Below are 23,997 nucleotides of genomic sequence, written 5' to 3' on the forward strand. Positions count from 1 at the left end.
GTGACAGAAAATAATCAAAACAGGAAAGCAGAGGTGGGGCAACGAATTCCCGTTACGCTCGGCAATATTGCGCCGCTGACGTTAAAACCGTTTCGCGCAGGTCAACTCGCGCTGGTGTGCGAGGGCGGTGGACAGCGCGGCATTTTCACCGCAGGCGTGCTGGATGAATTTATGCGCGCTCAATTTAACCCTTTTGACCTGTACTTCGGCACGTCTGCCGGGGCGCAGAACCTCTCTGCCTATGTCTGCAACCAGCCCGGCTACGCGCGAAAGGTCATTATGCGCTACACCACGGCGAAAGAGTTTTTTAACCCGGTGCGCTTTGTGCGCGGCGGCAACCTGATCGATCTCGACTGGCTGCTGGAAGCAACCTCCAGCCAGATGCCGCTGGCCATGGACTCCGCCGCACGCCTGTTTGATAGCGGTAAAGAATTCTGGATGTGCGCCAGCCGGGGCGATGATTATTCGCCGGGCTATTTTTCTCCGCAGAAGGAGAACTGGCTGGATATCATCCGCGCCTCCAGCGCGATCCCCGGTTTCTATCGTACCGGTGCGCTGCTGGACGGCATTAGCTATCTTGACGGCGGCATCAGTGACGCGGTACCGGTGCAGGAAGCCGCCCGGCGTGGCGCGAAAACCATTGTGGTGATCCGTACCGTACCGTCGCAAATGTATTATACCCCGCAGTGGTTTAAGCGGATGGAGCGCTGGCTGGGCGACAGCAGCCTGCAGCCGCTGGTCAACATCGCGAAGCAGCATGAAACCACCTACGGCGCGATGCAGCGCTTCATTGAAAAACCGCCGGGTAAGCTGCGTATTTTTGAAATCTATCCGCCTAAGCCGCTGCTGAGCATGGCGCTGGGCAGTCGCGTTCCCGCGCTGCGCATGGATTACAAAACGGGGCGGCTGTGCGGGCGCTATTTCCTGGCGACGGTAGGAAAAATGCTGGCGGAACAACCGCCGCTTCATCGGCATAAACGTATTATTACGCCGCCTGCGATTGTCGCCAACGACGCCCTGACGATGCCGCTGGTGAACATCCCGCAGGCGAACGACGCTTTATTAGATAATGAGGATCTGGCGTGACGCACCGCTTTGTCGATACCCACTGCCACTTTGATTTCCCGCCGTTTACGGGGGATGAAGAGCAAAGCGTTGCGAAAGCGGCTGAAGCAGGCGTTCAGGCCATCATTGTACCGTCAGTTGAAGCGGCCTATTTTTCCCGCGTGCTGGCGCTTTCCACCCGGCACCCCGCGCTCTATGCCGCGCTTGGCCTGCATCCGATCGTGATTGAGCGGCATCGGGATGAGCATATTGAGAGGCTCGATGAAGTACTGCAGACCGCCGGGGACAAGCTTGTTGCCATCGGTGAGATCGGCCTCGATCTTTACCGGGAGGATCCGCAGTTTGAGCGCCAGCAGGCGATCCTCGACGCGCAGCTCAGGCTGGCGAAGCGTCGCGATCTGCCGGTGATCCTCCATTCAAGACGCACGCACGATAAGCTGGCAATGCACCTGAAGCGCATCGATCTGCCGCGTAAAGGCGTCGTGCACGGTTTCTCCGGCAGCCTGCAGCAGGCACAGCGGTTTATCGAGCTGGGCTATAAAATCGGCGTCGGTGGAACCATCACCTACCCGCGAGCCAGCAAAACCCGGGACGTGATGGCGCAGCTCCCGCTGTCGGCGCTGCTGCTGGAAACCGACGCGCCGGATATGCCGCTGAACGGTTTTCAGGGGCAGCCGAATCGCCCGGAACAGGCGGCGCGCGTGTTTACCTCCCTGTGTGAGCTGCGAAAAGAGCCTGAAGAGGTGATTGCCGATGCGCTGCTGGAAAATACGCGGTCGGTATTTGGCATCACGCTATAGGTAAAGCGCCGGACGAATCACCGCTATCTTCTGTTTTTCCAGCGCCCGCGCCAGCGGTTCAACGTCCTCTGGCGTGGCGCTGCGCCATGACGCCGCCTCACCGTAAACGCCGTGGGCATGAAACGCGTTGATGCGCACCGGCACATTTCCAAGCCCGTGGATAAACGTCGTCAGCGGCTTGAGGTGTTCCAGATAATCACACTGCTCCGGGATGACCAGCAGGCGGAGCTCCGTCAAACGGTGGCGATCTGCCAGCCAGCGGATGCTCTGCTTAATCTGCGGATTTTCGCGTCCGGTCAGGAAGCGGTGATGCTCATTCCCCCACGCTTTCAGATCCAGCATCGCGCCATCCACTACCGGCAGCAGCTTTTGCCAGCCGGTATCGCTTAACAGACCGTTGCTGTCGACCAGGCAGGTCAGATGACGCAGGGCGGGATCCGCTTTGATCGCGCTGAACAGGGCGATCAAAAACGGCAGTTGGGTCGTGGCTTCACCGCCACTCACGGTGATGCCTTCAATAAATGGCGCGGCTTTGCGGATCTGCGAAAGGATCTCCTCCACGCTCAGGCGGTGTGCCATGGGCGTTGCCTGCTGCTGGCACAGGTGCAGACAGGTATCGCACTGCTGACAATGGCTCTCCTGCCACCAGACGCGCCCGGCCTGAAGGGTCAGCGCGTCGTGCGGGCAGCGGGGCACGCAGTCCCCGCAGTCGTTGCAGCGGCCGATAGTCCACGGGTTGTGGCAGGTTTTGCAGCGCAGGTTGCAGCCCTGCAGGAACAGGGCCAGGCGGCTGCCCGGCCCGTCCACGCAGGAAAAAGGAATGACCTGACTAACTAAAGCGCATCTGCTGTTCATGGCTTATCACGCGCGGCTGACGTTCCAGGATACGGGTATTGCGTGCGGCCTCTTCACCCAGCCACGTGGTGTTGGTTCTCGAACCCGCTTCCCGGTATTTCTCCAGATCCGATAATCGCACCATATAGCCGGTCACGCGGACCAGATCGTTACCCGCTACGTTAGCCGTAAATTCCCGCATACCCGCTCTGAAGGCGCCGAGGCACAGCTGAACCACCGCCTGCGGGTTGCGTTTTACCGTCTCATCCAGCGTCAATATATCGCTTATTCCTGAAGAGTAGTGTTTGTGGTGAGGAGCCACGGCCAGCAGGTGGCTTATCGGATCCGGCTCGTCGCCGTAGGGCAGACGCGCGCCCGGCGTGGTGCCCGAATCAGAGCTGATCCCCGACTGCGCGTGCAGCAACGCGCGCTGCTTCCAGCCGTGCTTCACCGGCGTGTTTTCAACAAATGCCGCAAGCTGCTCGCTGATGCGATACCCCAGCGCGTTGGCCTGCTCATCTTTGCCGTAACGCCCTGTAATGCCTGCTTTTTCACAAAGAGTATTGACCGCTTCCGCCAGGCCGTACAGGCCAAACATCGGCACGAACCGATCGGCATCAATCAGCCCCTCTTTCACCAGGAAGCTATTCTCAAAGAAGCCGGACTGTTGATACAGAAAATCGCAGCGGGCGTCGATGATGGCAATTTGCTGCTGGCAGTAGTGCGGAAGCGTGCGGGTGAAGAAGTCTTCAGTGGAGGCGCTGTGTTCGGCAATGGCTTTGAGGTTAAGGCGCACCAAGGTGCTGCCACCGCCCGCCAGCGGCAGGGAGTTGTAACAGCTCACCACGCCATAACGTCCTTTTGTGAAAATTTTATCATTCACAGGACCATTAGAAATATGCGGTTTGCTGCTTTCACAGATGTTTTTGGCCACCTCAAGCAGCAAATCTTCCGGTGTGATTTCGGGATCGTAAATAAAAGTCAGATTCGGCGCGACCTGCTTCAGCTCTGCATCTGCACGCAGTATTGCCCGCGTGATGGGCGTATCTTCTGGCCCAATGTTGGCGTGCATAAAGGCATCCGGCAGCGTACGGTCGAGATAGCGCCAGAAACGTTTTATTCGGCTATCGATTTCTTCTTGTGTTAGAATTCTAACATACGGTTGCAGTAGCGCATCGAGATGGCCGAGATAGACCGGCATCGATGTCACGGACGGAACATGATGGTACAGGATGGTTAACAGCGAGAGGGCGTCATCCAGATCTTTCGCCCCCTCCAGCTCCAGCCATTCTGAACCGTTAGCCAGAAATTTTGCGTAATCCGGCAGAACGTAACGGGGCTTGTAGGGCGCGTGGCCTTCGAACATGTCGCAGATAAACCCCTCGTCCAGCGCGGCACGGGCAGCCTCAGGAAGGGCCGGATAAGGCAGATTGTTTTCCGCTTCCAGCGCCAGAAAATGACGTTTTTGTTCCGGGGTTAACACCGGGCTTGTCACAATGTGCTGGCAGCGCTGCTGCAGGGCGTCGGGGCTGGCGTGGGGCATGTTCGCTTCCTTAATAGTTCTGCGGATGATGAACGGATTGTAGAAAGCCAGCCCGTCGGGGCTTTTGATCCCACAGGGGTAATCGCTGCTTTAGTCGGCGATTTGCGCCCTAAAGTTTGAAGAAGATCGCATTACAGTAATGCAAATTTGTACGCAGTTTTCATTAACTGTGATGAATGTCGAAGTGTGGATGCGGGTGGATGTTAGAATACTCACAGACCCGCAAGGTAAAATTTATACGGCACTGCCGTTGGAGAATGTTATGACCGATTTAACTGCAAGCAGCCTGCGCGCGTTGAAACTGATGGACCTGACCACCCTGAACGATGACGACACCAATGAAAAAGTCATCGCCCTGTGCCATCAGGCGAAAACGCCCGTCGGTAACACCGCCGCCGTCTGTATCTACCCGCGCTTTATCCCGATTGCCCGCAAGACGCTGAACGAGCAGGGCACCCCGGACGTGCGCATTGCAACCGTGACTAACTTCCCGCACGGCAATGACGATATCGAGATTGCGCTGGCAGAAACCCGCGCGGCGATTGCTTACGGTGCAGACGAAGTGGACGTGGTGTTCCCGTACCGCGCGCTGATCGCGGGCAACGAGCAGGTTGGTTTTGACCTGGTGAAAGCCTGTAAAGACGCCTGCGCGGCGGCAAACGTGCTGCTCAAAGTGATCATCGAAACCGGCGAGCTGAAAGAAGAGGCGCTGATTCGTAAAGCCTCTGAAATCTCCATCAAAGCCGGTGCCGATTTCATCAAAACCTCAACCGGTAAAGTGCCGGTGAACGCGACCCTGGAAAGCGCGCGCATCATGATGGAAGTGATCCGCGATATGGGTGTGTCCAAAACCGTGGGCTTCAAACCGGCTGGCGGCGTGCGTACCGCTGAAGACGCGCAGCAGTTCCTGGCGATTGCCGACGAGCTGTTTGGTGCCGACTGGGCCGATTCCCGTCACTACCGCTTCGGCGCGTCAAGCCTGCTGGCTAGCCTGCTGAAAGCGCTGGGTCACGGCGACGGTAAGAGCGCAAGCAGCTACTAAGTTTGAATTGCCGGGTGGCGCTACGCTTACCCGGCCTACAGGATCGTGGCCGGGTATATCGTACCCGCCATCATTCACCCGATTCCTCATGGGGGTTACCGTGTTTCTCGCACAAGAAATTATTCGTAAAAAACGTGATGGTCATGCATTAAGCGACGAAGAGATCCGCTTCTTTATCAATGGCATTCGTGATAACACCATCTCAGAAGGGCAGATTGCGGCCCTGGCGATGACCATCTTCTTCCACGATATGTCGATGCCTGAGCGTGTCTCGCTGACCATGGCAATGCGAGATTCAGGAACCGTCTTGGACTGGAAGAGCCTCAACCTTAACGGCCCGATTGTCGATAAACACTCCACTGGCGGCGTGGGCGATGTGACGTCTCTGATGCTCGGCCCCATGGTGGCAGCCTGCGGCGGTTACATCCCGATGATCTCCGGGCGCGGCCTGGGCCACACTGGCGGTACGCTCGACAAACTGGAAGCCATTCCGGGCTTCGATATCTTCCCGGATGACAACCGCTTCCGCGACATTATTAAAGACGTTGGCGTGGCGATTATCGGCCAGACCAGCTCTCTTGCTCCGGCAGACAAGCGTTTCTACGCGACCCGCGATATCACCGCAACCGTTGACTCCATCCCGCTGATCACCGCCTCTATCCTGGCGAAGAAGCTGGCAGAAGGGCTGGACGCGCTGGTGATGGACGTGAAAGTGGGCAGCGGCGCGTTTATGCCAACCTATGAACTCTCTGAAGCGCTGGCCGAAGCGATCGTTGGCGTCTCCAACGGCGCAGGCGTGCGCACCACCGCGCTGCTGACCGACATGAACCAGGTGCTGGCCTCCAGCGCCGGTAATGCGGTTGAAGTGCGTGAAGCCGTGCAGTTCCTGACGGGTGAATACCGTAACCCGCGCCTGTTCGACGTCACCATGGCGCTGTGCGTGGAGATGCTGATTTCCGGCAAGCTGGCGAAAGACGATGCAGACGCGCGCGCGAAGCTGCAGGCGGTGCTGGACAACGGCAAAGCGGCGGAGATCTTCGGCCGCATGGTTGCTGCCCAGAAAGGCCCGACCGACTTCGTGGAAAACTACGCGAAGTACCTGCCAACAGCGATGCTCAGCAAAGCTGTTTATGCGGACACCGAAGGTTTTGTCTCCGCCATGGACACCCGCGCGCTGGGTATGGCGGTGGTCTCGATGGGCGGCGGCCGTCGTCAGGCATCAGACACCATTGATTACAGCGTCGGCTTTACCGACATGGCCCGCCTGGGCGACAGCGTTGATGGGCAACGTCCGCTGGCGGTGATCCACGCCAAAGACGAAGCCAGCTGGCAGGAAGCGGCGAAAGCGGTGAAGGCGGCCATTGCGCTTGATGATAAAGCGCCAGAAACCACACCGACCGTCTATCGCCGTATCACCGAATAGCGGTATACTGATCTGATCAATCATTTTTAAGCACTACGTACGGAGAACAATTATGAAACGTGCATTTATTATGGTGCTGGACTCATTCGGCATCGGCGCAACCGAAGATGCAGAACGTTTTGGTGACGTGGGTTCCGATACCATGGGTCACATCGCGGAAGCCTGTGCGAAAGGCGAAGCGGACAACGGTCGTAAAGGCCCTCTGACTCTACCCAACCTGACCCGCCTCGGTCTGGTGAAAGCACATGAAGGTTCTACCGGTAAAATCGCAGCCGGTATGGACGGCAACGCGGAAGTGGTAGGCGCCTATGGCTGGGCTCACGAACTCTCTTCCGGTAAAGATACCCCGTCTGGTCACTGGGAAATCGCCGGTGTGCCGGTTCTGTTTGACTGGGGCTATTTCTCCGATCACGAGAACAGCTTCCCGCAGGAGCTGTTGGACAAGCTGGTTAAGCGTGCCAACCTGCCGGGCTACCTCGGTAACTGCCACTCTTCCGGTACCGTGATTCTGGATGAGCTTGGCGAAGAGCACATGAAAACCGGCAAGCCGATTTTCTACACCTCTGCTGACTCCGTGTTCCAGATTGCCTGCCACGAAGAGACCTACGGCCTGGATAAACTCTACGAGCTGTGCGAAATCGCCCGTGAAGAGCTGACCGAAGGCGGCTATAACATTGGCCGCGTGATCGCACGTCCGTTTATCGGTGACAAAGCGGGTAATTTCCAGCGTACCGGTAACCGTCACGACCTGGCCGTTGAGCCACCGGCACCCACCGTGCTGCAGAAGCTGGTCGAAGAGAAAGACGGTCACGTGGTGTCCGTGGGTAAAATTGCGGATATCTACGCTAACTGCGGCATCACCAAAAAAGTGAAAGCCACCGGTCTGGATGCGCTGTTCGATGCCACCATCAAAGAGATGAAAGAAGCGGGCGACAAGACCATTGTCTTCACCAACTTCGTGGACTTCGACTCCTCCTGGGGCCACCGTCGCGACGTCGCGGGCTATGCGGCCGGTCTGGAGCTGTTTGACCGCCGTCTGCCGGAGCTGATGGAGCTGGTGGGTGAAGATGACATTCTGATCCTGACCGCGGACCACGGCTGTGACCCAACCTGGACCGGTACCGACCACACCCGTGAGCACATTCCGGTGCTGGTGTACGGCCCGAAAGTAAAACCGGGATCGCTGGGTCACCGTGAAACCTTCGCGGACATCGGCCAGACTATCGCGAAATACTTTGGTACGTCTGACATGGAATATGGCAAGGCTATGTTCTAAGGTCATTGCCGGGTGGCGGCTGCGCCTTACCCGGCCTACAAAACCGTAGGCCCGGTAAGCGAAGCGCCACCGGGCAAAAAAAATTCAAACGAAAAGGAACTGAAGATGGCAACTCCTCACATTAATGCAGAAATGGGTGATTTCGCTGACGTCGTATTGATGCCGGGCGACCCGCTGCGCGCGAAGCACATTGCAGAAACCTTCCTCGAAGACGTGCGTGAAGTGAACAACGTTCGCGGCATGCTGGGCTTCACCGGTACCTACAAAGGCCGCAAAATCTCCGTCATGGGCCACGGTATGGGTATCCCATCCTGCTCTATCTACACCAAAGAGCTGATCACCGACTTCGGCGTGAAGAAAATCATCCGCGTTGGCTCCTGCGGCGCGGTGCGCATGGACGTTAAGCTGCGCGACATCGTTATCGGTATGGGTGCCTGCACCGATTCCAAAGTTAACCGCATGCGTTTCAAAGACCATGACTTCGCTGCCATTGCAGACTTCGGCATGGTGCGTGACGCGGTTGACGCAGCTAAAGCGCTGGGCGTTGAGGCTCGCGTGGGTAACATCTTCTCTGCTGACCTGTTCTATGCACCGGACGGAGGTGAGATGTTCGACGTGATGGAGAAATACGGCATTCTGGGCGTGGAAATGGAAGCGGCGGGCATCTACGGCGTAGCGGCTGAGTTTGGTGCGAAAGCGCTGACCATCTGCACCGTGTCTGACCACATCCGTACCCACGAGCAGACCACCGCTGCCGAGCGTCAGACCACCTTCAACGACATGATCAAAATCGCGCTGGAATCCGTTCTGCTGGGCGATAAAGAGTAATTCTGTCTCTTCTTCCCACCCCTCTCCCTGTGGGAGAGGGGTGGGGTGAGTGCACCAGACCGCACCTAGCGCACGGCGTGCGCAATCCACGCTGACAGCTCCCGCAGCTCATTTTCCTGCTCCGGGAAATCCCCAATCAACGCGTCGCATTCCTGCTGCAGCATATCTGCCCGGTACAAACAGCCCTGCAAGCGTGCCGCAAGTGCTTCCAGCGGTGCCGGATTCAGACTGTCCGTAAACACCTGCGTGCGGGTGATATGGCCTTTCTCCACGTCAAAATGCAGCTCCACGCCGCCCCAGGTAAAACGCTCATCCAGCAGATGGGAAAACGCAGGTGCCTGTCCGAAGTTCCACTCCCAGCTGCTCTGGCGGGCGAAGGTTTCCGCGAAGTTTGGCAGGTCCGGGGTTTTGTCCGGTGAAATCACCTCTGCTTCCACGCGCTCGCCGTAATGCGCAAAGAACGCCTCGCGCACGGCCTCACAGATTTGCTCGTGAGTGACGCCCGGCAGCAGTTCGACCAGATTTGCCACGCGGCCGCGCACGGAGGTAATCCCTTTGGCCTGGAGCTTTTTCTTATCAGGATTCAGGTAGTTCGCCAGACGGCTCAGGTCAGCGTTCAGCAACAGGGTGCCGTGGTGGAACCCGCGATCCATCGTTTCGCGGTAGGCAGAGCCGGACACTTTGCGATCTCCGTCGGGCGTTTTGACCACCAGATCGTTACGCCCGGAGGCTTCCGCCGTCACGCCGAGCGAGTTGAGCGCGTTGAGGACGATGGACGTTGAGATGGTTTTGTCGTACTCCGGTTTACCCGCCATAAAGGTAAAGCAGGTGTTGCCGAGGTCGTGAAACACCGCGCCTCCGCCGCTGCTGCGACGCGCGAGGCGAACGTTGTCCTCTTCCATACGCCGCGTATTGCACTCTTTCCACGGGTTTTGCGCGCGGCCGATGACCACCGTATCGGCGTTACGCCAGAGAAAAAGGACGCGCTGGGTGGCGGGCATCTGGCGGAAGATACACTCTTCTACCGCGAGATTAAACCAGGGATCGTAAGAGTCAGAGATAAGCAGGCGTAACGTCGTCATGGCAGAGTTCCTTTTCCGAATCATTTGCCTACTTTATCACTATTCTTTCTTCTCGCTCTCTTCGTCTTCGGGGACGGATTTGCTGGCGGTCAGCAGGAACGGGGATTGCTGCCAGCGCGAGCGTTTGCCCCGAAGCAAGGTACGCGCCAGAACAACGCCAATGGCGAGCGAAAGCAGCAGCATCAGGCGCAGAATGTTGGTGGTATTATCGACCTGTTTGGCTTCGGTTGGCAGAGTGTGAGTATCAAGGGTCAGGCGCAAATACCCGAGCGGCCCATTTTTACCCTGAATAGGTTCGACGATCTGCTGGTTGAAATAGCCCCCGGCTTTTTTACCGTCCAGCGCCAGCCTGTCGCGCACGTCGACGTGTTCGCCCGCGCGGGCAATCAGGTCGCCTTGCTCATCATAGACGCCAGCATCAAGAATGCGGCTGTTCTCCGTGAGCAGGCGTAAAACCTGGCCGATTCGCTTATCGTCCGGCGTTTCGGTACGCATGAACAGCGCAATATTGAGCGTCACCTGGCGTGCCAGCGTGCGGGCCAGTTCTTCAAACTGCGGGTTGCGTTGCCGTTGATGGTTCTGGCTAAACCAGGATGCCCCTTGCATCAGCACCACTAACAGTGCGAGACAGGAGAGGACAATCACGGCGCGATGGAGCCGGAATTTCAGTTTTGCGCGAGCCATATTCCACCTGCTGAAAATTTACGGCTTAATGTTGCCAGAAGTGATGGTTACAGGGTAGCCTCATGCGTTATTTTCCCTCTGCAACCTTCCGGCGCGAACGAAATTACAGGAGCTTTAATGCCGAACATTACCTGGTGTGACCTGCCAACGGATGTCTCTTTATGGCCAGGATTGCCGCTCTCTTTAAGTGGCGATGAGGTGATGCCTCTGGATTACCACGCCGGTCGTAGCGGCTGGCTCCTCTACGGACGCGGTCTGGATAAGCAACGCCTGACCCAGTATCAAAGCAAGCTGGGCGCCGCGATGGTTATCGTCGCCGCCTGGTGCGTGGAAGACTACCAGGTCATTCGCCTGGCCGGTTCCCTGACGCAGCGCGCAACGCGTCTGGCGCATGACGCCGGGCTGGACGTCGCGCCGCTGGGGAAAATTCCGCACCTGAAAACCCCTGGCCTGCTGGTTATGGACATGGACTCTACGGCCATTCAGATCGAATGTATCGACGAGATTGCGAAACTGGCGGGCAGCGGCGAGCTGGTGGCGGAAGTCACCGAGCGTGCGATGCGCGGCGAGCTGGACTTCACCGCCAGCCTGAGACAGCGCGTGGCGACCCTGAAAGGGGCCGATGCTAACATCCTGCGCCAGGTGCGCGACGTGCTGCCGCTGATGCCAGGGCTGACGCAGCTGGTGCTGAAGCTGCAGTCGCTGGGCTGGAAAGTGGCGATTGCCTCCGGGGGGTTCACCTTCTTCGCGGACTATCTGCGGGAAAAACTGCATCTGACCACCGTGGTGGCCAATGAGCTGGAGATCATGGACGGCAAGCTGACCGGCCAGGTGATCGGCGATATTGTGGATGCCCAGTACAAAGCCAACACCCTGACCCGTCTGGCGGAAAAATATGAAATTCCGGTTGTCCAGACCGTCGCCATCGGGGACGGGGCGAACGACCTGCCGATGATCAAAGCGGCCGGGCTTGGCATTGCCTACCACGCCAAACCAAAAGTGAATGAAAAGACGGAAGTCACTATCCGTCACGCTGACCTGATGGGGGTGTTCTGCATTCTCTCCGGCAGCCTTAATCAGAAATAACGGTCTGCTTTGTAGGCCGGGTAAGCGTAAGCGCCACCCGGCACGCAGGCCGCACAGAAATAACGAGGTAAACCGTGGCGAAAGCTCCAAAACGCGCATTTGTCTGTAATGAATGTGGTGCGGATTATCCGCGCTGGCAGGGGCAATGCAGCGCCTGTCATGCCTGGAACACCATAACCGAAGTGCGTGGTGTGGCGGCTTCGCCGAGCGTGGCGCGCAATGAACGCCTGAGCGGTTACGCCGGCAATGCGGGCGTGGCGAAGGTACAAAAACTCTCGGACATCAGCCTGGAGGAGCTGCCGCGCTTTTCCACCGGGTTCAAAGAGTTTGACCGCGTGCTCGGCGGCGGCGTGGTGCCGGGCAGCGCCATCCTGATTGGCGGTAATCCGGGCGCGGGTAAATCGACCCTGCTGCTGCAAACGCTCTGCAAGCTCGCTGAACAGATGAAAACCCTGTACGTCACGGGCGAAGAGTCTCTGCAGCAGGTGGCGATGCGCGCGCACCGTCTGGGCCTGCCGACCGGCAACCTGAACATGCTGTCGGAAACCAGCATCGAGCAGATCTGCATGATTGCCGAAGAAGAACAGCCGAAGCTGATGGTGATCGATTCCATCCAGGTGATGCATATGGCGGACATTCAGTCCTCGCCAGGCAGCGTGGCGCAGGTGCGTGAAACGGCGGCCTACCTGACGCGCTTTGCCAAAACGCGCGGCGTGGCGATTGTGATGGTCGGCCACGTGACCAAAGACGGCTCGCTGGCGGGGCCAAAAGTGCTCGAACACTGTATCGACTGCTCCGTGATGCTCGACGGCGACGCGGACTCTCGTTTCCGTACCCTGCGCAGCCATAAAAACCGCTTTGGGGCGGTTAACGAACTGGGCGTGTTTGCCATGACCGAGCAGGGGCTGCGTGAAGTCAGTAACCCGTCGGCCATCTTCCTGAGCCGGGGAGATGAAATCACCTCCGGCAGTTCGGTGATGGTGCTGTGGGAAGGGACGCGCCCGCTGCTCGTTGAAATTCAGGCGCTGGTGGACGTGTCGATGATGGGCAACCCGCGGCGCGTGGCGGTCGGTCTGGAACAGAACCGTCTGGCGATCCTGCTGGCGGTGCTGCACCGTCACGGCGGGCTGCAGATGGCGGATCAGGACGTATTTGTTAACGTGGTGGGTGGCGTCAAAGTCACCGAGACCAGCGCTGACCTGGCGCTGCTGCTGGCGATGGTCTCCAGCCTGCGCGACCGGCCGCTGCCGCAGGATCTGGTGGTGTTTGGTGAAGTGGGGCTGGCCGGAGAAATCCGTCCGGTGCCAAGCGGGCAGGAGCGTATCTCCGAGGCGGCGAAACACGGTTTCCGTCGGGCTATCGTTCCGGCCGCTAACGTGCCGAAAAAAATCCCGGAAGGGATGCAGGTTTTTGGCGTGAAAAAACTCGCAGATGCGTTAAATGTCTTTGACGACTTATAATTACGTATTCGATTTTGCAGGAGGCACCGTAATTTATGTCATCATTTGACTACATCAAAACCGCAATCCGTCAGAAAGGCTGCACGCTGCAGCAGGTGGCGGACGCCAGCGGTATGACCAAAGGCTACCTTAGCCAGCTGCTGAACGCCAAAATCAAAAGCCCCAGCGCGCAGAAGCTCGAAGCGCTGCACCGCTTTCTGGGGCTGGAATTCCCGCGTATGCAAAAGAACATTGGTGTGGTGTTCGGCAAGTTTTACCCGCTGCATACCGGGCATATCTATCTGATCCAGCGCGCCTGTAGCCAGGTGGATGAACTGCACATCATCATGGGGTACGACGAAACCCGCGATCGCCAGCTGTTTGAGGACAGCGCCATGTCGCAGCAGCCGACCGTGCCTGACCGCCTGCGCTGGCTGCTCCAGACCTTTAAGTACCAGAAAAATATTCGCATTCATGCCTTCAATGAAGAGGGTATGGAGCCCTATCCGCACGGCTGGGACGTGTGGAGCAACGGCATCAAAGCGTTTATGGAAGAGAAGGGCATTGCGCCGAACTGGATCTACACCTCTGAAGAGTCCGATGCGCCGCAGTTCCGCGAGCATCTGGGCATTGAGACCGTGCTTATCGATCCGAAGCGCACCTTCATGAACATCAGCGGGGCGCAGATCCGCGAAAACCCGTTCCGCTATTGGGATTACATCCCGACCGAGGTGAAGCCGTTCTTTGTGCGTACCGTCGCGATCCTGGGCGGCGAGTCGAGCGGGAAATCAACGCTGGTCAACAAGCTGGCGAATATCTTCAATACCACCAGCGCGTGGGAGTACGGGCGCGATTATGTCTTCTCCCATCTGGGCGGCGATGAGATGGCGCTGCAGTATTCCGACTACGACAAAATTGCACTCGGGCACGCCCAGTACATTGATTTCGCGGTCAAATACGCCAACAAAGTGGCGTTTATCGATACCGATTTCGTGACCACGCAGGCGTTCTGTAAAAAGTACGAGGGGCGCGAGCACCCGTTCGTGCAGGCGCTGATTGACGAATACCGCTTTGACCTGGTGATCCTGCTGGAAAACAACACCCCGTGGGTCGCCGACGGCATGCGCAGCCTCGGCAGCTCTGTGGACAGGCGGGAATTCCAGACCATGCTGGTGGAGATGCTCAATGAGAACAACGTTGAGTTTGTGCATGTGGAAGAGTCAGACTACGACTCCCGTTTCCTGCGCTGCGTCGAGCTGGTGAAGCAGATGATGGGGGAGCAGGGGTAAGCGTTAACCTCCCTCTCCCTGTGGGAGAGGGCCGGGGTGAGGGCATCAAACCACTCAATACTCAACCACCACTTTTCCGCGCATATGCCCGTCCAGCACCTTATGGTGCGCCTCGGTAATACTTTCCACGCTCAGCCCGTGCAGCGTTTCACTCAGCGAACTTTCCACCACGCCGTTATCCACCAGCTTCGCCACCTCATTGAGGATCTCACCCTGACGCGCCATATCGGCAGTCTGATACATGCTGCGGGTGTACATAAACTCCCAGTGCAGGGCGGCGGATTTGGACTTTAGCTTGTCCTGGTTCAGCGGACGTTCATTTTCAACGATGGAACAGATATGCCCCTGCGGCGCAATCAGGTCGCTGACCGCATCCCAGTGCCCGTCGGTGTCGTTGAGGATGAAAATATAATCCACAAAGGTGAGACCCTCTTTCGCCAGCTCGCCTTTCAGGTCGCGGTAGTTGACGACTACGTCAGCCCCGCGATCGCGGCACCACCGGGCGGAATCTTCTCTTGATGCCGTCGCGACGATCTTCACCTTGCTGTTGTGCTTCGCAAACGGGATCGCCAACGATCCCACCCCGCCCGCACCGCCGATAATCAGCAGCGTTTTGTCCGCCCCGGCATCCTGAATGTTCAGACGTTCAAACAGACCTTCCCACGCGGTGAGCGCGGTCAAGGGCAGTGCAGCGGCAGCCGCCCAGCCGAGGCTCGCAGGTTTGTGCCCGACAATACGCGCATCGATCAGCTGATGCGTGGTGTTGCTGCCCGGACGGGTGATGTCGCCCGCGTACCACACTTCATCTCCCGGTTTGAATCCGGTCACGCCCGTCCCAACGGCTTTGACGATCCCGCTGGCATCCCAGCCGAGCACGCGCGGCTCTTTCAGCCCGTTTTTGGCAATACTCGCGTGGACTTTGGTATCGACCGGGTTAACGGAGACGGCCTTCACCTCCACCAGCAGATCGTGCTCGCCGGGCTGCGGCATCGGCGGGGTGATTTCAATGAAGGCGGAGGGATTTTCTGGGTTAACGGCAATGGCTTTGACTGACATGGTGTGCTCCTCAATGGAATGCGTTTTGTTGAGGCTAGTCTATTAAGTGGTCAGCTGCATGATAAGATGGACAATCAAGAACTCAGCGTTCGCACAGGATGAACAATCATGTTTAAACAGCTGCAGGACATGGCGCTGTTTGCGCTGGTGGCGGAGATGGGCAGTTTTACCGCAGCGGCACACAAAGCGGAACTGCCGAAATCCAGCGTGAGCCAGCGTATCAGCCAGCTTGAACAGCAGGTGGGCATTCGCCTGCTTAACCGCACCACGCGCAGGCTGAACCTGACGTTCGCGGGTGAACACTATCTGGTCCACTGCCGGGAGATGCTGGCGGCCAGCGAGCGGGCGGAGTACGCCATTCAGCGTCTGCGCGAAAACCCCAGCGGGCGGCTTCGCATCACCTGTCCGGCAGGGATCGGTGCCACGCTGCTGGCGCATATGAACGCCGAGTTCCAGCTCCGCTATCCCGACGTTTCGCTCGATGTTTCCATTTCTGACGACGTGCTCGATCTGGTCGAGTCTGGCTTTGACGTGGCGCTGCGCACCGGTAAGCCGCAGGACTCCTCTCTGATTGGCCGGATGATCGGACACTGCCCGCGCTATATGATGGCCTCGCCGGCGTACCTGGCGCGTCGGGAGCCGCTGACGCATCCTCGCCAACTGGTGGAACACCGCTGTATTACCCACAAAGCCTGGTCCGAGTGGCTTCTGCAAAGTAAGAGTGAGGATTATCGCTATCTGCCGGATAACGCCCATCTGACGGATAACCTGGTTTACGCCCGTGAGTGCGCGATGGCCGGTGCGGGGATCACGCTGCTTCCGGCATTTTTGCTGGAAGATAAGGTCGAGAAAGGGGGGCTGGTGCAGGTGCTGCCGGAGTGGAACGTCGAAGGAAACGATCTGTGGCTGGCCTATCCGAGCCGTAAGCTGAATTCGCCCGCGCTTATGAGCTATATCGAGTTTGCGATGCAGTTTGATGAGGTGAAGCGGTATTACGTGGGAGGGTGATTATGTGCGGACTGATGCCTTCACCCTGGCCCTCTCCCACGGGGAGAGGGATCTCCACAAAATAATGCCTGCACTGACGACCCCCTCTCCCTTGAGGGAGAGGGCTGGGGTGAGGGGGAACATACGGCTCTGGAGGTTATTCCGTTCACTTTATGTTCCTTGCTACTCTGTAACGGCATGGCCTGTGAACGTGCCAGGGCGGCTCAATCGCCACCGCCCTGGCGACCCGGGCTCCCGGCGGTAAATCGCCGCTTCGCGGTACCCTCAGCTTACTCCTTCAGGCTATCGGGTCGGGCATGAGCCTGCATCCCTGCAGGCCACGCCCTCTCGGCGCATCCCTGCGCCTCGCCCCGGCCTTACGGAAACGCTTCGGCGATTTACAGCCGGACCAGGGCATCGCTGTAAGCCATTCATTTTCCTGAAGCAACATTCATCGCTTCAGGTTAAAAAATTACTGGGGATTCCTCTCCCACGGGGAGAGGGAACAAACATAAAAAACGGCAACCGAAGTTGCCGTTTTGCTTTTATTTCGCGATACGCTTGTACTTAATACGCTTCGGCTCCAGCGCGTCTGCGCCCAGCGTGCGTTTCTTGTACTCTTCGTATTCGGTGAAGTTACCTTCGAAGAACTCCACCTTACCTTCATCCTGGTAGTCCAGAATGTGGGTCGCGATACGGTCAAGGAACCAGCGGTCGTGCGAGATAACCATGGCGCAGCCCGGGAACTCCAGCAGGGCGTTTTCCAGCGCGCGCAGGGTTTCGATGTCCAGGTCGTTTGTTGGTTCATCGAGCAGCAGTACGTTACCGCCCACCTGCAGCAGCTTCGCCAGGTGCAGACGACCGCGCTCACCGCCGGACAGCTCGCCCACGCGTTTGCCCTGGTCGGTGCCTTTGAAGTTAAAACGGCCAACATAGGCGCGGCTTGGCATCTCGGTGTTGCCGATACGCATGATATCCAGACCGCCGGAGACTTCTTCCCACACGGTTTTGCTGTTATCCATCGCGTCACGGAACTGGTCAACGGACGCCAGCTTCACGGTTTCACCCAAGGTGATAGAACCGCTGTCTGGCTGTTCCTGACCGGACATCATGCGGAACAGGGTTGATTTACCCGCGCCGTTCGGACCGATGATCCCGACGATAGCGCCTTTCGGCACGGAGAAGGTCAGGTCGTCGATCAGCAGACGGTCGCCGTAGGACTTACGCAGGTTAGTCACTTCAACCACTTTATCCCCCAGACGTGCTCCAGGTGGAATAAACAGTTCGTTGGTTTCGTTACGTTTCTGGTATTCGGTATTGTTAAGCTCTTCAAAGCGTGCCAGACGGGCTTTGCCCTTGGACTGACGGCCTTTCGCGCCCTGACGCACCCACTCCAGCTCTTTCTCGATAGACTTACGACGCGCCGCTTCCTGAGAAGCTTCCTGCGCCAGACGCTGATCTTTCTGCTCCAGCCAGGAGGAGTAGTTGCCTTCCCACGGAATGCCTTCACCGCGGTCCAGCTCCAGGATCCAGCCCGCAACGTTGTCGAGGAAGTAACGGTCGTGGGTGATCGCCACAACGGTGCCTTCGAAGTCGTGCAGGAAGCGCTCCAGCCACGCCACGGATTCCGCATCCAGGTGGTTAGTGGGTTCGTCGAGCAGCAGCATGTCTGGTTTTTCCAGCAGCAGGCGGCACAGCGCCACGCGGCGGCGTTCACCACCGGAGAGATTGGCGATTTTCGCATCCCAGTCCGGCAGACGCAGGGCATCCGCCGCGCGCTCCAGCTGCACGTTCAGGTTGTGACCGTCGTGCGCCTGGATAATCTCTTCATACTTGCCCTGTTGTGCAGCAAGCTTGTCGAAGTCCGCATCCGGTTCGGCGTATTTGGCATACACTTCATCCAGACCTTTCAGGGCGTTAACCACTTCGGATACCGCTTCTTCGACGGACTCACGTACGGTGTGTTCCGGGTTCAGCTGAGGTTCCTGCGGCAGGTAGCCGATTTTGATGCCAGGCTGCGGACGGGCTTCACCTTCGATGTCTGTATCGATGCCGGCCATGATGCGCAGCAGGGTGGACTTACCGGCACCGTTGAGACCCAGAACACCGATTTTTGCGCCCGGGAAGAAGCTCAGCGAGATATTTTTAAGAATATGACGTTTCGGCGGGACCACTTTGCCGACACGATGCATGGTATAAACGAATTGAGCCACGTTGGACTTCGCCTCTTTTATCGTGATGAGAAGGAATTTCAGCCTCGAAGTGTAGCCTTTTTCACGGCCTAATCCCAGCCAGGAACGTTGGGAGTGTTAAAACGCGCAAGAAAGGTAAAAAAGTGTCCATGACGTGGCGCGTTGCGGGATGCCTGGTTAGCATAAGTTGATTAGACTTTGACGTGGCAAGACGCTGCAATTGACGAAAAAACAATGAGGAAGAGCTTGTGGAAAAAGCCAAACGGGTGGTCTGGCGTCTGCTGGCTGCCAGCGTATGCGTAATGGCGGTAAGCCAGGCGGTGCATGCCGATTCACTGGATGAACAACGTAACCGCTACGCCCAAATTAAACAGGCGTGGGACAACAAGCAGATGGATACCGTGCAGGCGCTGATGCCGACGCTAAAGGATTATCCGCTGTATCCGTATCTGGAGTATCGCCAGATCACGGACGATCTCATGAACCAACCGACCGTCACCGTGAATAACTTCATTCAGGCGAACCCGACCTTGCCGCCGGCGCGGAACCTGCAGTCTCGTTTCGTTAACGAGCTGGCGCGTCGCGAAGACTGGCGCGGACTGCTGGCGTTTAGCCCTGAAAAGCCGAACGCCACCGAAGCCCAGTGTAACTATTACTATGCAAAATGGGCGACCGGGCAGCAGGAAGAGGCCTGGGCCGGGGCGAAAGAGCTCTGGCTCACCGGCAAAAGCCAGCCAAACGCCTGTGATTCCCTGTTTGGCGCATGGCGTGCTTCCGGCAAGCAGGATCCGCTGGCCTACCTTGAGCGCATCCGTCTGGCGATGAAAGCCGGCAACACGCGGCTGGTGACCACCCTGGCGGGACAAATGCCGTCCGATTACCAGACTATCTCTACGGCGGTTATTGCCCTGGCAAACGACCCGAACAGCGTCCTGACCTTTGCCCGCAGTACGGGGGCGACCGATTTTACCCGCCAGATGGCGGCGGTGGCTTTTGCCAGCGTGGCGCGTGACGATGTGGAAAACGCGCGGCTGATGATCCCGCAACTGGTGCAGGCGCAGCAGCTTAACGAGGAGCAAACCCAGGAGCTGCGCGACATTGTGGCGTGGCGACTGATGGGCACGGATGTGACCGACGAACAGGCGCGCTGGCGCGACGATGCCATTATGCGCTCGAACTCCACCTCGCTGGTAGAACGACGCGTGCGCATGGCGCTGGGCACGGGCGATCGCCGGGGGTTAAATACCTGGCTTGCGCGGTTGCCCATGGAAGCCAAAGAGAAGGACGAATGGCGCTACTGGCAGGCCGACCTGCTGATGGAGCGCGGTCGTGATGATGAAGCCAAAGAGATCCTCCATGCGCTGATGCAGCAGCGCGGCTTCTACCCGATGGCGGCCGCGCAGCGCCTGGGCGAGGAGTACACCTTCCGCATTGATAAAGCACCCGCTAACGCGAACCCGGCGCTGACGCAGGGGCCAGAAATGGCACGCGTTCGCGAGCTGATGTACTGGAACATGGACAACACCGCGCGCAGCGAGTGGGCGAATCTGGTGACCAGCCGCACCACCGACGAGAAAGCCCAGCTTGCCCGCTATGCGTTTGATAATCACTGGTGGGATCTGAGCGTGCAGGCGACGATCGCCGGCAAGCTGTGGGATCATCTCGAAGAGCGTTTCCCGCTGGCTTATAAAGATCTTTTCGATCGCTACACCAGCGGCAAAGATATCCCGCAAAGTTACGCGATGGCGATTGCCCGTCAGGAGAGCGCGTGGAACCCGAAAGTCCGTTCCCCGGTGGGCGCCAGCGGTCTGATGCAGATCATGCCGGGTACGGCGACGCACACGGTGAAGATGTTTAATATTCCTGGGTACAGCAGCCCGTCACAGCTCCTGGATCCGGATACCAACATCAACATCGGTACCAGCTATCTTCAGTACGTGTATCAGCAGTTCGGCAATAACCGCATCTTCTCTTCGGCGGCGTATAACGCGGGCCCTGGGCGCGTGCGCACCTGGCTCGGCAACAGCGCCGGGCGCATCGACGCCGTGGCGTTTGTCGAGAGCATTCCGTTCTCGGAAACGCGCGGATACGTGAAAAACGTGCTGGCGTATGATGCGTACTATCGCTACTTCATGGGGCAGAAAGATACCCTGATGAGCGATGCCGAGTGGCAGAGACGTTACTGATCGGCGTGGGTTGTGTTATGCTGTACTCGCTAATGAGTACAAGAGGCAGCATAACATGACCCAGCATTCCCCGTATTCCTCGGCAATGGCCGAACAACGTCATCAGGAGTGGCTTCGTTTTGTGGAGTTGCTTCGCCAGTCGTACGATCAGGATTTGCATTTACCCCTGATGCAGCTGATGCTCACGCCGGACGAGCGCGAGGCGCTGGGCACGCGCGTGCGGATCATTGAAGAGTTGCTGCGCGGCGAGATGAGCCAGCGCGAGCTTAAAAATGAGCTCGGCGCGGGTATCGCAACGATTACCCGCGGCTCAAACAGCCTTAAGTCGGCGCCCGTTGAGCTGCGCCAGTGGCTGGAAGCGGTATTGCTAAAAAACGCCGGATGACGGCTTCGCCTTATCCGGCCTACACATTCAACGATAAATCGCGTTATGGAACGGGCTTAACGCCAGGATCACCGCCTGGTGATACACGCCTGAACGCGTCAGCGCGCCGGCGGTGAAGACGCCAATGGCCCCTTCTTTACGGCCAATCTCATCAATGCCGGTGTACTGCGACATCACCGGCCCGAGCGCTTCACCCGCGCGTACTTTCTCAAGAATAATGTCCGGTAGCGGCAGGGTAGCCGAACGCGCTTCACCGCGCTGCTCGCGACTTTCGATAACCACCCAGCTAAAGGTTGCGCCTTCGTCGATACCTGCTTCAATGGCCACCCAAAAGTCAGCATCCGGTGCCGCAGCTTTCACATTCGCCACGCGATTTCGTGCGCCAGCGCGCGTTTCCTCGCTGCCGAACGGCTGTTCAGGAACGCCACTCTCGACGCCGATGGCCTCAATATGGCAGGATCCTGCGCCGAAGATCTCTTCAAATGCCCTTAGAATTGCCTGAATTTTGGCAGGATTAGTGGTAGCAGAGACAACATGGTGCATAATTAAGCTCGATTCAAAAAAACTCATCGCAGTATAACGGAAAAAAAGCATGTTACAGGTATACCTTGTTCGCCACGGTGAAACGCAGTGGAACGCCGAGCGACGTATTCAAGGCCAGTCAGACAGTCCTCTCACTGAGAAGGGCGTGCAGCAAGCGTGGCAGGTGGCAGAGCGCGCCAGGACGCTGGGCATTACCCACGTCATCACCAGCGACTTAGGTCGCACACAGCAGACGGCGCGCATTATCGCAGACGCCTGCGGCTGTGACGTCATGCTTGAGCCGCGCCTGCGCGAGCTGGATATGGGCGTGCTGGAAAAACGCCATATTGATACGCTGACGGAAACGGAAGAAGGCTGGCGTCGCACGCTGGTGAACGGTACCGAAGATGGCCGTATTCCTGAGGGAGAATCCATGCAGGAGCTCAGCGTGCGCATGCATGCTGCACTGGCCGAGTGCCTGAAGCTTCCGGCAGGAAGCCGTCCGCTGCTGGTGAGTCACGGGATTGCGTTGGGTTGCCTGGTGAGCACCATTCTGGGGTTACCGGCCTATGCTGAGCGCCGCTTGCGTCTGCGCAACTGCTCTATTTCCCGGATTGATTACCAGGAGAGCGCGTGGCTGGCGTCGGGCTGGGTAGTGGAGATGGCAGGGGACATTTCGCATCTTGATGCCCCTGCGCTTGACGAACTGCAGCGTTAACGACGTATCGGAATCAAGAATTCCATGCGCAGATTGATTGGGCCTTCTTCCGGTTTAGCATCCTGCGCCGGGTAGTAGCGCTCAATGTCCTGACCCTTACGGCGATTCAGATTCAGCATCGGCATGCAGGTCCCGTAAACGGTCAGGATGAACTCCTGAACCCCCGTTCCCAGCCCTTCATACGCGAACATCACGTACTCACCGCCTTCCAGCACGACAGGCTTTGACCCCTGAATGTAGCCATTGGCCATATCAGGCGTCAGCGCGGTGGTGTAGAACACCTCCTGCTCGTCGTCTTTTTCCTGGCTCGGGTGCGTTTCGTTGAGACCATACAGAATCGGCGGGATCGCCGGCGCGTGGCTCAGGAAATCGCGCCAGAACTGGACGCGCATCTGATGACGGAACTCAGAAATCTGCTCCAGGGAGCAGGAGTAACTCTGCGTTGTACCGATCAGATGGGTTTCAGGCAGCGTGACAATTTCGTATTTCGGCATCGCGAACTCGCCCAGACGCAGCGGCGGACGCATGCCAAACGAGCTCCAGTCAGGCGAGCGGCGATAAAGCGCTGGCGTCAACGAGAACTGTTTCTTAAAGGCGCGGGTGAAGGTTTGCTGCGAATCGAAACGGTATTGCAGGGCAATATCCAGAATCGGGCGTGCGGTCAGGCGCAATGCCACAGCAGACTTTGACAGACGACGTGCGCGAATATAGGCCCCGATAGCATGACCGGTGACATCTTTGAACATCCTCTGCAGATGCCACTTGGAATAGCCTGCTTTAGCCGCCACATTATCCAGTGACAAAGGCTGGTCGAGATGACCTTCCAGCCAGGTGAGCAGGTCGCGAATAATTCCAGCCTGATCCATATACTATCCTCATCCTTAAAACAGCAGGTGCCTGATAACAGGTTAGCGGATAATAGCATTTTTTGATGTTTTAGCATTCAGTGTTTTTTTTGCGCATTCATGCTTTTTGGAGCACATTATGGGCAAATATATTCTAATCCTGTGATCTTGCTACATTTTTGTCTAAAGTGTTGAATAATCGCTCAGCGTAATTTTAAAGAATGGTAACAATATGAAATACAAGACTTTGATCTTCACCGCATTGATGTTGATGGTTGGTCGCGTCGCACAGGCAGAACAGATTGGTTCCGTCGATACCGTGTTCAAAATGTTCGGCCCGGACCACAAAATTGTGGTGGAGGCGTTTGACGATCCGGACGTGAAAAACGTCACCTGCTACGTCAGCCGCGCGAAAACGGGCGGTATCAAAGGCGGCCTGGGGCTGGCGGAAGATACCTCAGATGCGGCGATCTCCTGCCAGCAGGTGGGCCCGGTTGAATTGAGCGATAAAATTAAAAACGGTAAAGCGCAGGGCGACGTGGTGTTCCAGAAACGGACCTCGCTGGTGTTCAAAAAGCTGCAGGTTGTGCGTTTCTACGATGCGAAACGCAATACGCTGGCTTACCTGGCCTATTCCGACAAAGTGGTGGAAGGCTCACCGAAAAACGCGATCAGCGCGGTGCCGATTATGCCGTGGCACTAATTCAGGGATGAA

22 protein-coding genes are annotated in these 23,997 nt (G+C 57.7%); 14 read left to right on the top strand and 8 right to left on the bottom strand.

Annotated elements, in window-relative coordinates; all coding sequences use genetic code 11:
• Positions 1–33 precede the first annotated feature (33 nt).
• Positions 34–1,086 (top strand): patatin-like phospholipase family protein, encoded by a 1,053-nt coding sequence (locus ABR39_RS06660; protein ID WP_047346287.1) that lies wholly within the window; start codon positions 34–36, stop codon positions 1,084–1,086.
• The gene (locus ABR39_RS06665) at positions 1,083–1,865 is read left to right on the top strand and encodes a TatD family hydrolase (protein ID WP_047346288.1); all 783 of its coding nucleotides are present in this window, start codon (positions 1,083–1,085) and stop codon (positions 1,863–1,865) included. Before ABR39_RS06660 ends, ABR39_RS06665 begins: the two co-directional genes overlap by 4 nt.
• On the opposite strand, the gene ABR39_RS06670 is transcribed toward ABR39_RS06665, so the two are convergent.
• Positions 1,860–2,720 (bottom strand): YjjW family glycine radical enzyme activase, encoded by an 861-nt coding sequence (locus ABR39_RS06670; protein ID WP_047346289.1) that lies wholly within the window; start codon positions 2,718–2,720, stop codon positions 1,860–1,862. The genes ABR39_RS06665 and ABR39_RS06670 overlap by 6 nt on opposite strands.
• Positions 2,695–4,242, bottom strand: a complete 1,548-nt coding sequence (locus tag ABR39_RS06675; protein WP_047346290.1) for a YjjI family glycine radical enzyme — start codon at positions 4,240–4,242, stop codon at positions 2,695–2,697. Before ABR39_RS06675 ends, ABR39_RS06670 begins: the two co-directional genes overlap by 26 nt.
• A 262-nt stretch (positions 4,243–4,504) precedes the next feature.
• On the opposite strand from ABR39_RS06675, the gene deoC reads away from it, so the two are divergent.
• The 4 genes from deoC (at position 4,505) to deoD (ending at position 8,811) form a co-directional block, all read left to right on the top strand.
• Entirely contained in the window at positions 4,505–5,284 is a 780-nt protein-coding gene (gene deoC, locus ABR39_RS06680; protein ID WP_048339025.1) for a deoxyribose-phosphate aldolase, read from the top strand.
• A gap of 100 nt (positions 5,285–5,384) precedes the next feature.
• Entirely contained in the window at positions 5,385–6,707 is a 1,323-nt protein-coding gene (gene deoA, locus ABR39_RS06685) for a thymidine phosphorylase (RefSeq protein ID WP_048339030.1), read from the top strand.
• A gap of 52 nt (positions 6,708–6,759) precedes the next feature.
• Positions 6,760–7,983, top strand: coding sequence for a phosphopentomutase (deoB, locus tag ABR39_RS06690; protein ID WP_023334433.1), 1,224 nt, complete (start codon positions 6,760–6,762; stop codon positions 7,981–7,983).
• A 105-nt stretch (positions 7,984–8,088) separates the two neighbouring features.
• Positions 8,089–8,811, top strand: a complete 723-nt coding sequence (gene deoD / locus ABR39_RS06695; protein ID WP_010427122.1) for a purine-nucleoside phosphorylase — start codon at positions 8,089–8,091, stop codon at positions 8,809–8,811.
• A gap of 65 nt (positions 8,812–8,876) precedes the next feature.
• Here deoD and lplA read toward each other — a convergent pair whose 3' ends face one another.
• Together lplA and ABR39_RS06705 are read right to left on the bottom strand one after the other, a co-directional pair.
• A complete protein-coding gene (gene lplA, locus ABR39_RS06700; RefSeq protein ID WP_047346292.1) occupies positions 8,877–9,893 on the bottom strand; it encodes a lipoate--protein ligase LplA in 1,017 nt (338 codons plus the stop codon).
• 39 nt (positions 9,894–9,932) lie between these two features.
• On the bottom strand, positions 9,933–10,577 hold the full coding sequence (locus ABR39_RS06705) for a YtjB family periplasmic protein (RefSeq protein ID WP_047346293.1): 645 nt from the start codon (positions 10,575–10,577) through the stop codon (positions 9,933–9,935).
• Positions 10,578–10,694: 117 nt separating this feature from the next.
• On the opposite strand from ABR39_RS06705, the gene serB reads away from it, so the two are divergent.
• The 3 genes from serB to nadR all read left to right on the top strand — a co-directional run bounded on the left by serB (position 10,695) and on the right by nadR (position 14,391).
• A complete protein-coding gene (gene serB / locus ABR39_RS06710) occupies positions 10,695–11,663 on the top strand; it encodes a phosphoserine phosphatase (protein WP_025757501.1) in 969 nt (322 codons plus the stop codon).
• 74 nt (positions 11,664–11,737) lie between these two features.
• Entirely contained in the window at positions 11,738–13,123 is a 1,386-nt protein-coding gene (gene radA, locus ABR39_RS06715) for a DNA repair protein RadA (RefSeq protein WP_014068810.1), read from the top strand.
• Between the two features lie 35 nt (positions 13,124–13,158).
• Positions 13,159–14,391, top strand: a complete 1,233-nt coding sequence (nadR, locus tag ABR39_RS06720) for a multifunctional transcriptional regulator/nicotinamide-nucleotide adenylyltransferase/ribosylnicotinamide kinase NadR (protein ID WP_047346294.1) — start codon at positions 13,159–13,161, stop codon at positions 14,389–14,391.
• Positions 14,392–14,445: 54 nt separating this feature from the next.
• Here the strand turns inward: nadR and ABR39_RS06725 are convergent, their stop codons facing one another.
• Entirely contained in the window at positions 14,446–15,447 is a 1,002-nt protein-coding gene (locus ABR39_RS06725) for a zinc-binding alcohol dehydrogenase family protein (protein WP_047346295.1), read from the bottom strand.
• Between the two features lie 108 nt (positions 15,448–15,555).
• On the opposite strand from ABR39_RS06725, the gene ABR39_RS06730 reads away from it, so the two are divergent.
• Positions 15,556–16,455, top strand: a complete 900-nt coding sequence (locus ABR39_RS06730) for a LysR family transcriptional regulator (RefSeq protein WP_047346296.1) — start codon at positions 15,556–15,558, stop codon at positions 16,453–16,455.
• Between the two features lie 524 nt (positions 16,456–16,979).
• Here ABR39_RS06730 and ettA read toward each other — a convergent pair.
• Positions 16,980–18,647: an energy-dependent translational throttle protein EttA gene (gene ettA / locus ABR39_RS06735; RefSeq protein WP_006810191.1), complete on the bottom strand. Its 1,668-nt coding sequence runs from the start codon at positions 18,645–18,647 to the stop codon at positions 16,980–16,982.
• 227 nt (positions 18,648–18,874) lie between these two features.
• Between ettA and sltY the strand changes: the two genes are divergently transcribed.
• A complete protein-coding gene (gene sltY / locus ABR39_RS06740; protein ID WP_047346297.1) occupies positions 18,875–20,812 on the top strand; it encodes a murein transglycosylase in 1,938 nt (645 codons plus the stop codon).
• Between the two features lie 55 nt (positions 20,813–20,867).
• Positions 20,868–21,197, top strand: a complete 330-nt coding sequence (gene trpR / locus ABR39_RS06745) for a trp operon repressor (RefSeq protein WP_047346298.1) — start codon at positions 20,868–20,870, stop codon at positions 21,195–21,197.
• A 27-nt stretch (positions 21,198–21,224) separates the two neighbouring features.
• Here trpR and yjjX read toward each other — a convergent pair whose 3' ends face one another.
• Positions 21,225–21,740 carry an inosine/xanthosine triphosphatase gene (gene yjjX / locus ABR39_RS06750; RefSeq protein ID WP_047346444.1) on the bottom strand — a complete coding sequence of 172 codons (516 nt, stop codon included), beginning with the start codon at positions 21,738–21,740 and terminating at the stop codon, positions 21,225–21,227.
• 49 nt (positions 21,741–21,789) lie between these two features.
• On the opposite strand from yjjX, the gene gpmB reads away from it, so the two are divergent.
• Complete coding sequence (gene gpmB, locus ABR39_RS06755) at positions 21,790–22,437, top strand: 2,3-diphosphoglycerate-dependent phosphoglycerate mutase GpmB (protein WP_008502057.1); 648 nt, start codon at positions 21,790–21,792, stop codon at positions 22,435–22,437.
• Here gpmB and robA read toward each other — a convergent pair.
• Positions 22,434–23,303: an MDR efflux pump AcrAB transcriptional activator RobA gene (robA, locus tag ABR39_RS06760; RefSeq protein ID WP_025758049.1), complete on the bottom strand. Its 870-nt coding sequence runs from the start codon at positions 23,301–23,303 to the stop codon at positions 22,434–22,436. The genes gpmB and robA overlap by 4 nt on opposite strands.
• 211 nt (positions 23,304–23,514) lie before the next feature.
• Between robA and creA the strand changes: the two genes are divergently transcribed.
• Positions 23,515–23,985: a protein CreA gene (creA, locus tag ABR39_RS06765; protein ID WP_023334448.1), complete on the top strand. Its 471-nt coding sequence runs from the start codon at positions 23,515–23,517 to the stop codon at positions 23,983–23,985.
• Positions 23,986–23,997: the final 12 nt, after the last annotated feature.

The sequence above is a fragment of the Enterobacter genomosp. O genome (assembly GCF_001022965.1).
Lineage (GTDB): Bacteria > Pseudomonadota > Gammaproteobacteria > Enterobacterales > Enterobacteriaceae > Enterobacter > Enterobacter cloacae_L.

Excerpts from the sequence above, each read along its gene's own strand:
- serB (WP_025757501.1), top strand. The coding sequence starts at position 10,695 with ATGCCGAACATTACCTGGTGTGACCTGCCAACGGATGTCTCTTTATGG.
- deoB (WP_023334433.1), top strand. The coding sequence starts at position 6,760 with ATGAAACGTGCATTTATTATGGTGCTGGACTCATTCGGCATCGGCGCA.
- robA (WP_025758049.1), bottom strand. The coding sequence starts at position 23,303 with ATGGATCAGGCTGGAATTATTCGCGACCTGCTCACCTGGCTGGAAGGT.
- nadR (WP_047346294.1), top strand. The coding sequence starts at position 13,159 with ATGTCATCATTTGACTACATCAAAACCGCAATCCGTCAGAAAGGCTGC.
- lplA (WP_047346292.1), bottom strand. The coding sequence starts at position 9,893 with ATGACGACGTTACGCCTGCTTATCTCTGACTCTTACGATCCCTGGTTT.
- ABR39_RS06730 (WP_047346296.1), top strand. The coding sequence starts at position 15,556 with ATGTTTAAACAGCTGCAGGACATGGCGCTGTTTGCGCTGGTGGCGGAG.
- ABR39_RS06725 (WP_047346295.1), bottom strand. The coding sequence starts at position 15,447 with ATGTCAGTCAAAGCCATTGCCGTTAACCCAGAAAATCCCTCCGCCTTC.
- ABR39_RS06675 (WP_047346290.1), bottom strand. The coding sequence starts at position 4,242 with ATGCCCCACGCCAGCCCCGACGCCCTGCAGCAGCGCTGCCAGCACATT.
- ABR39_RS06670 (WP_047346289.1), bottom strand. The coding sequence starts at position 2,720 with ATGAACAGCAGATGCGCTTTAGTTAGTCAGGTCATTCCTTTTTCCTGC.
- ABR39_RS06705 (WP_047346293.1), bottom strand. The coding sequence starts at position 10,577 with ATGGCTCGCGCAAAACTGAAATTCCGGCTCCATCGCGCCGTGATTGTC.
- trpR (WP_047346298.1), top strand. The coding sequence starts at position 20,868 with ATGACCCAGCATTCCCCGTATTCCTCGGCAATGGCCGAACAACGTCAT.
- creA (WP_023334448.1), top strand. The coding sequence starts at position 23,515 with ATGAAATACAAGACTTTGATCTTCACCGCATTGATGTTGATGGTTGGT.
- yjjX (WP_047346444.1), bottom strand. The coding sequence starts at position 21,740 with ATGCACCATGTTGTCTCTGCTACCACTAATCCTGCCAAAATTCAGGCA.
- deoC (WP_048339025.1), top strand. The coding sequence starts at position 4,505 with ATGACCGATTTAACTGCAAGCAGCCTGCGCGCGTTGAAACTGATGGAC.
- deoD (WP_010427122.1), top strand. The coding sequence starts at position 8,089 with ATGGCAACTCCTCACATTAATGCAGAAATGGGTGATTTCGCTGACGTC.
- gpmB (WP_008502057.1), top strand. The coding sequence starts at position 21,790 with ATGTTACAGGTATACCTTGTTCGCCACGGTGAAACGCAGTGGAACGCC.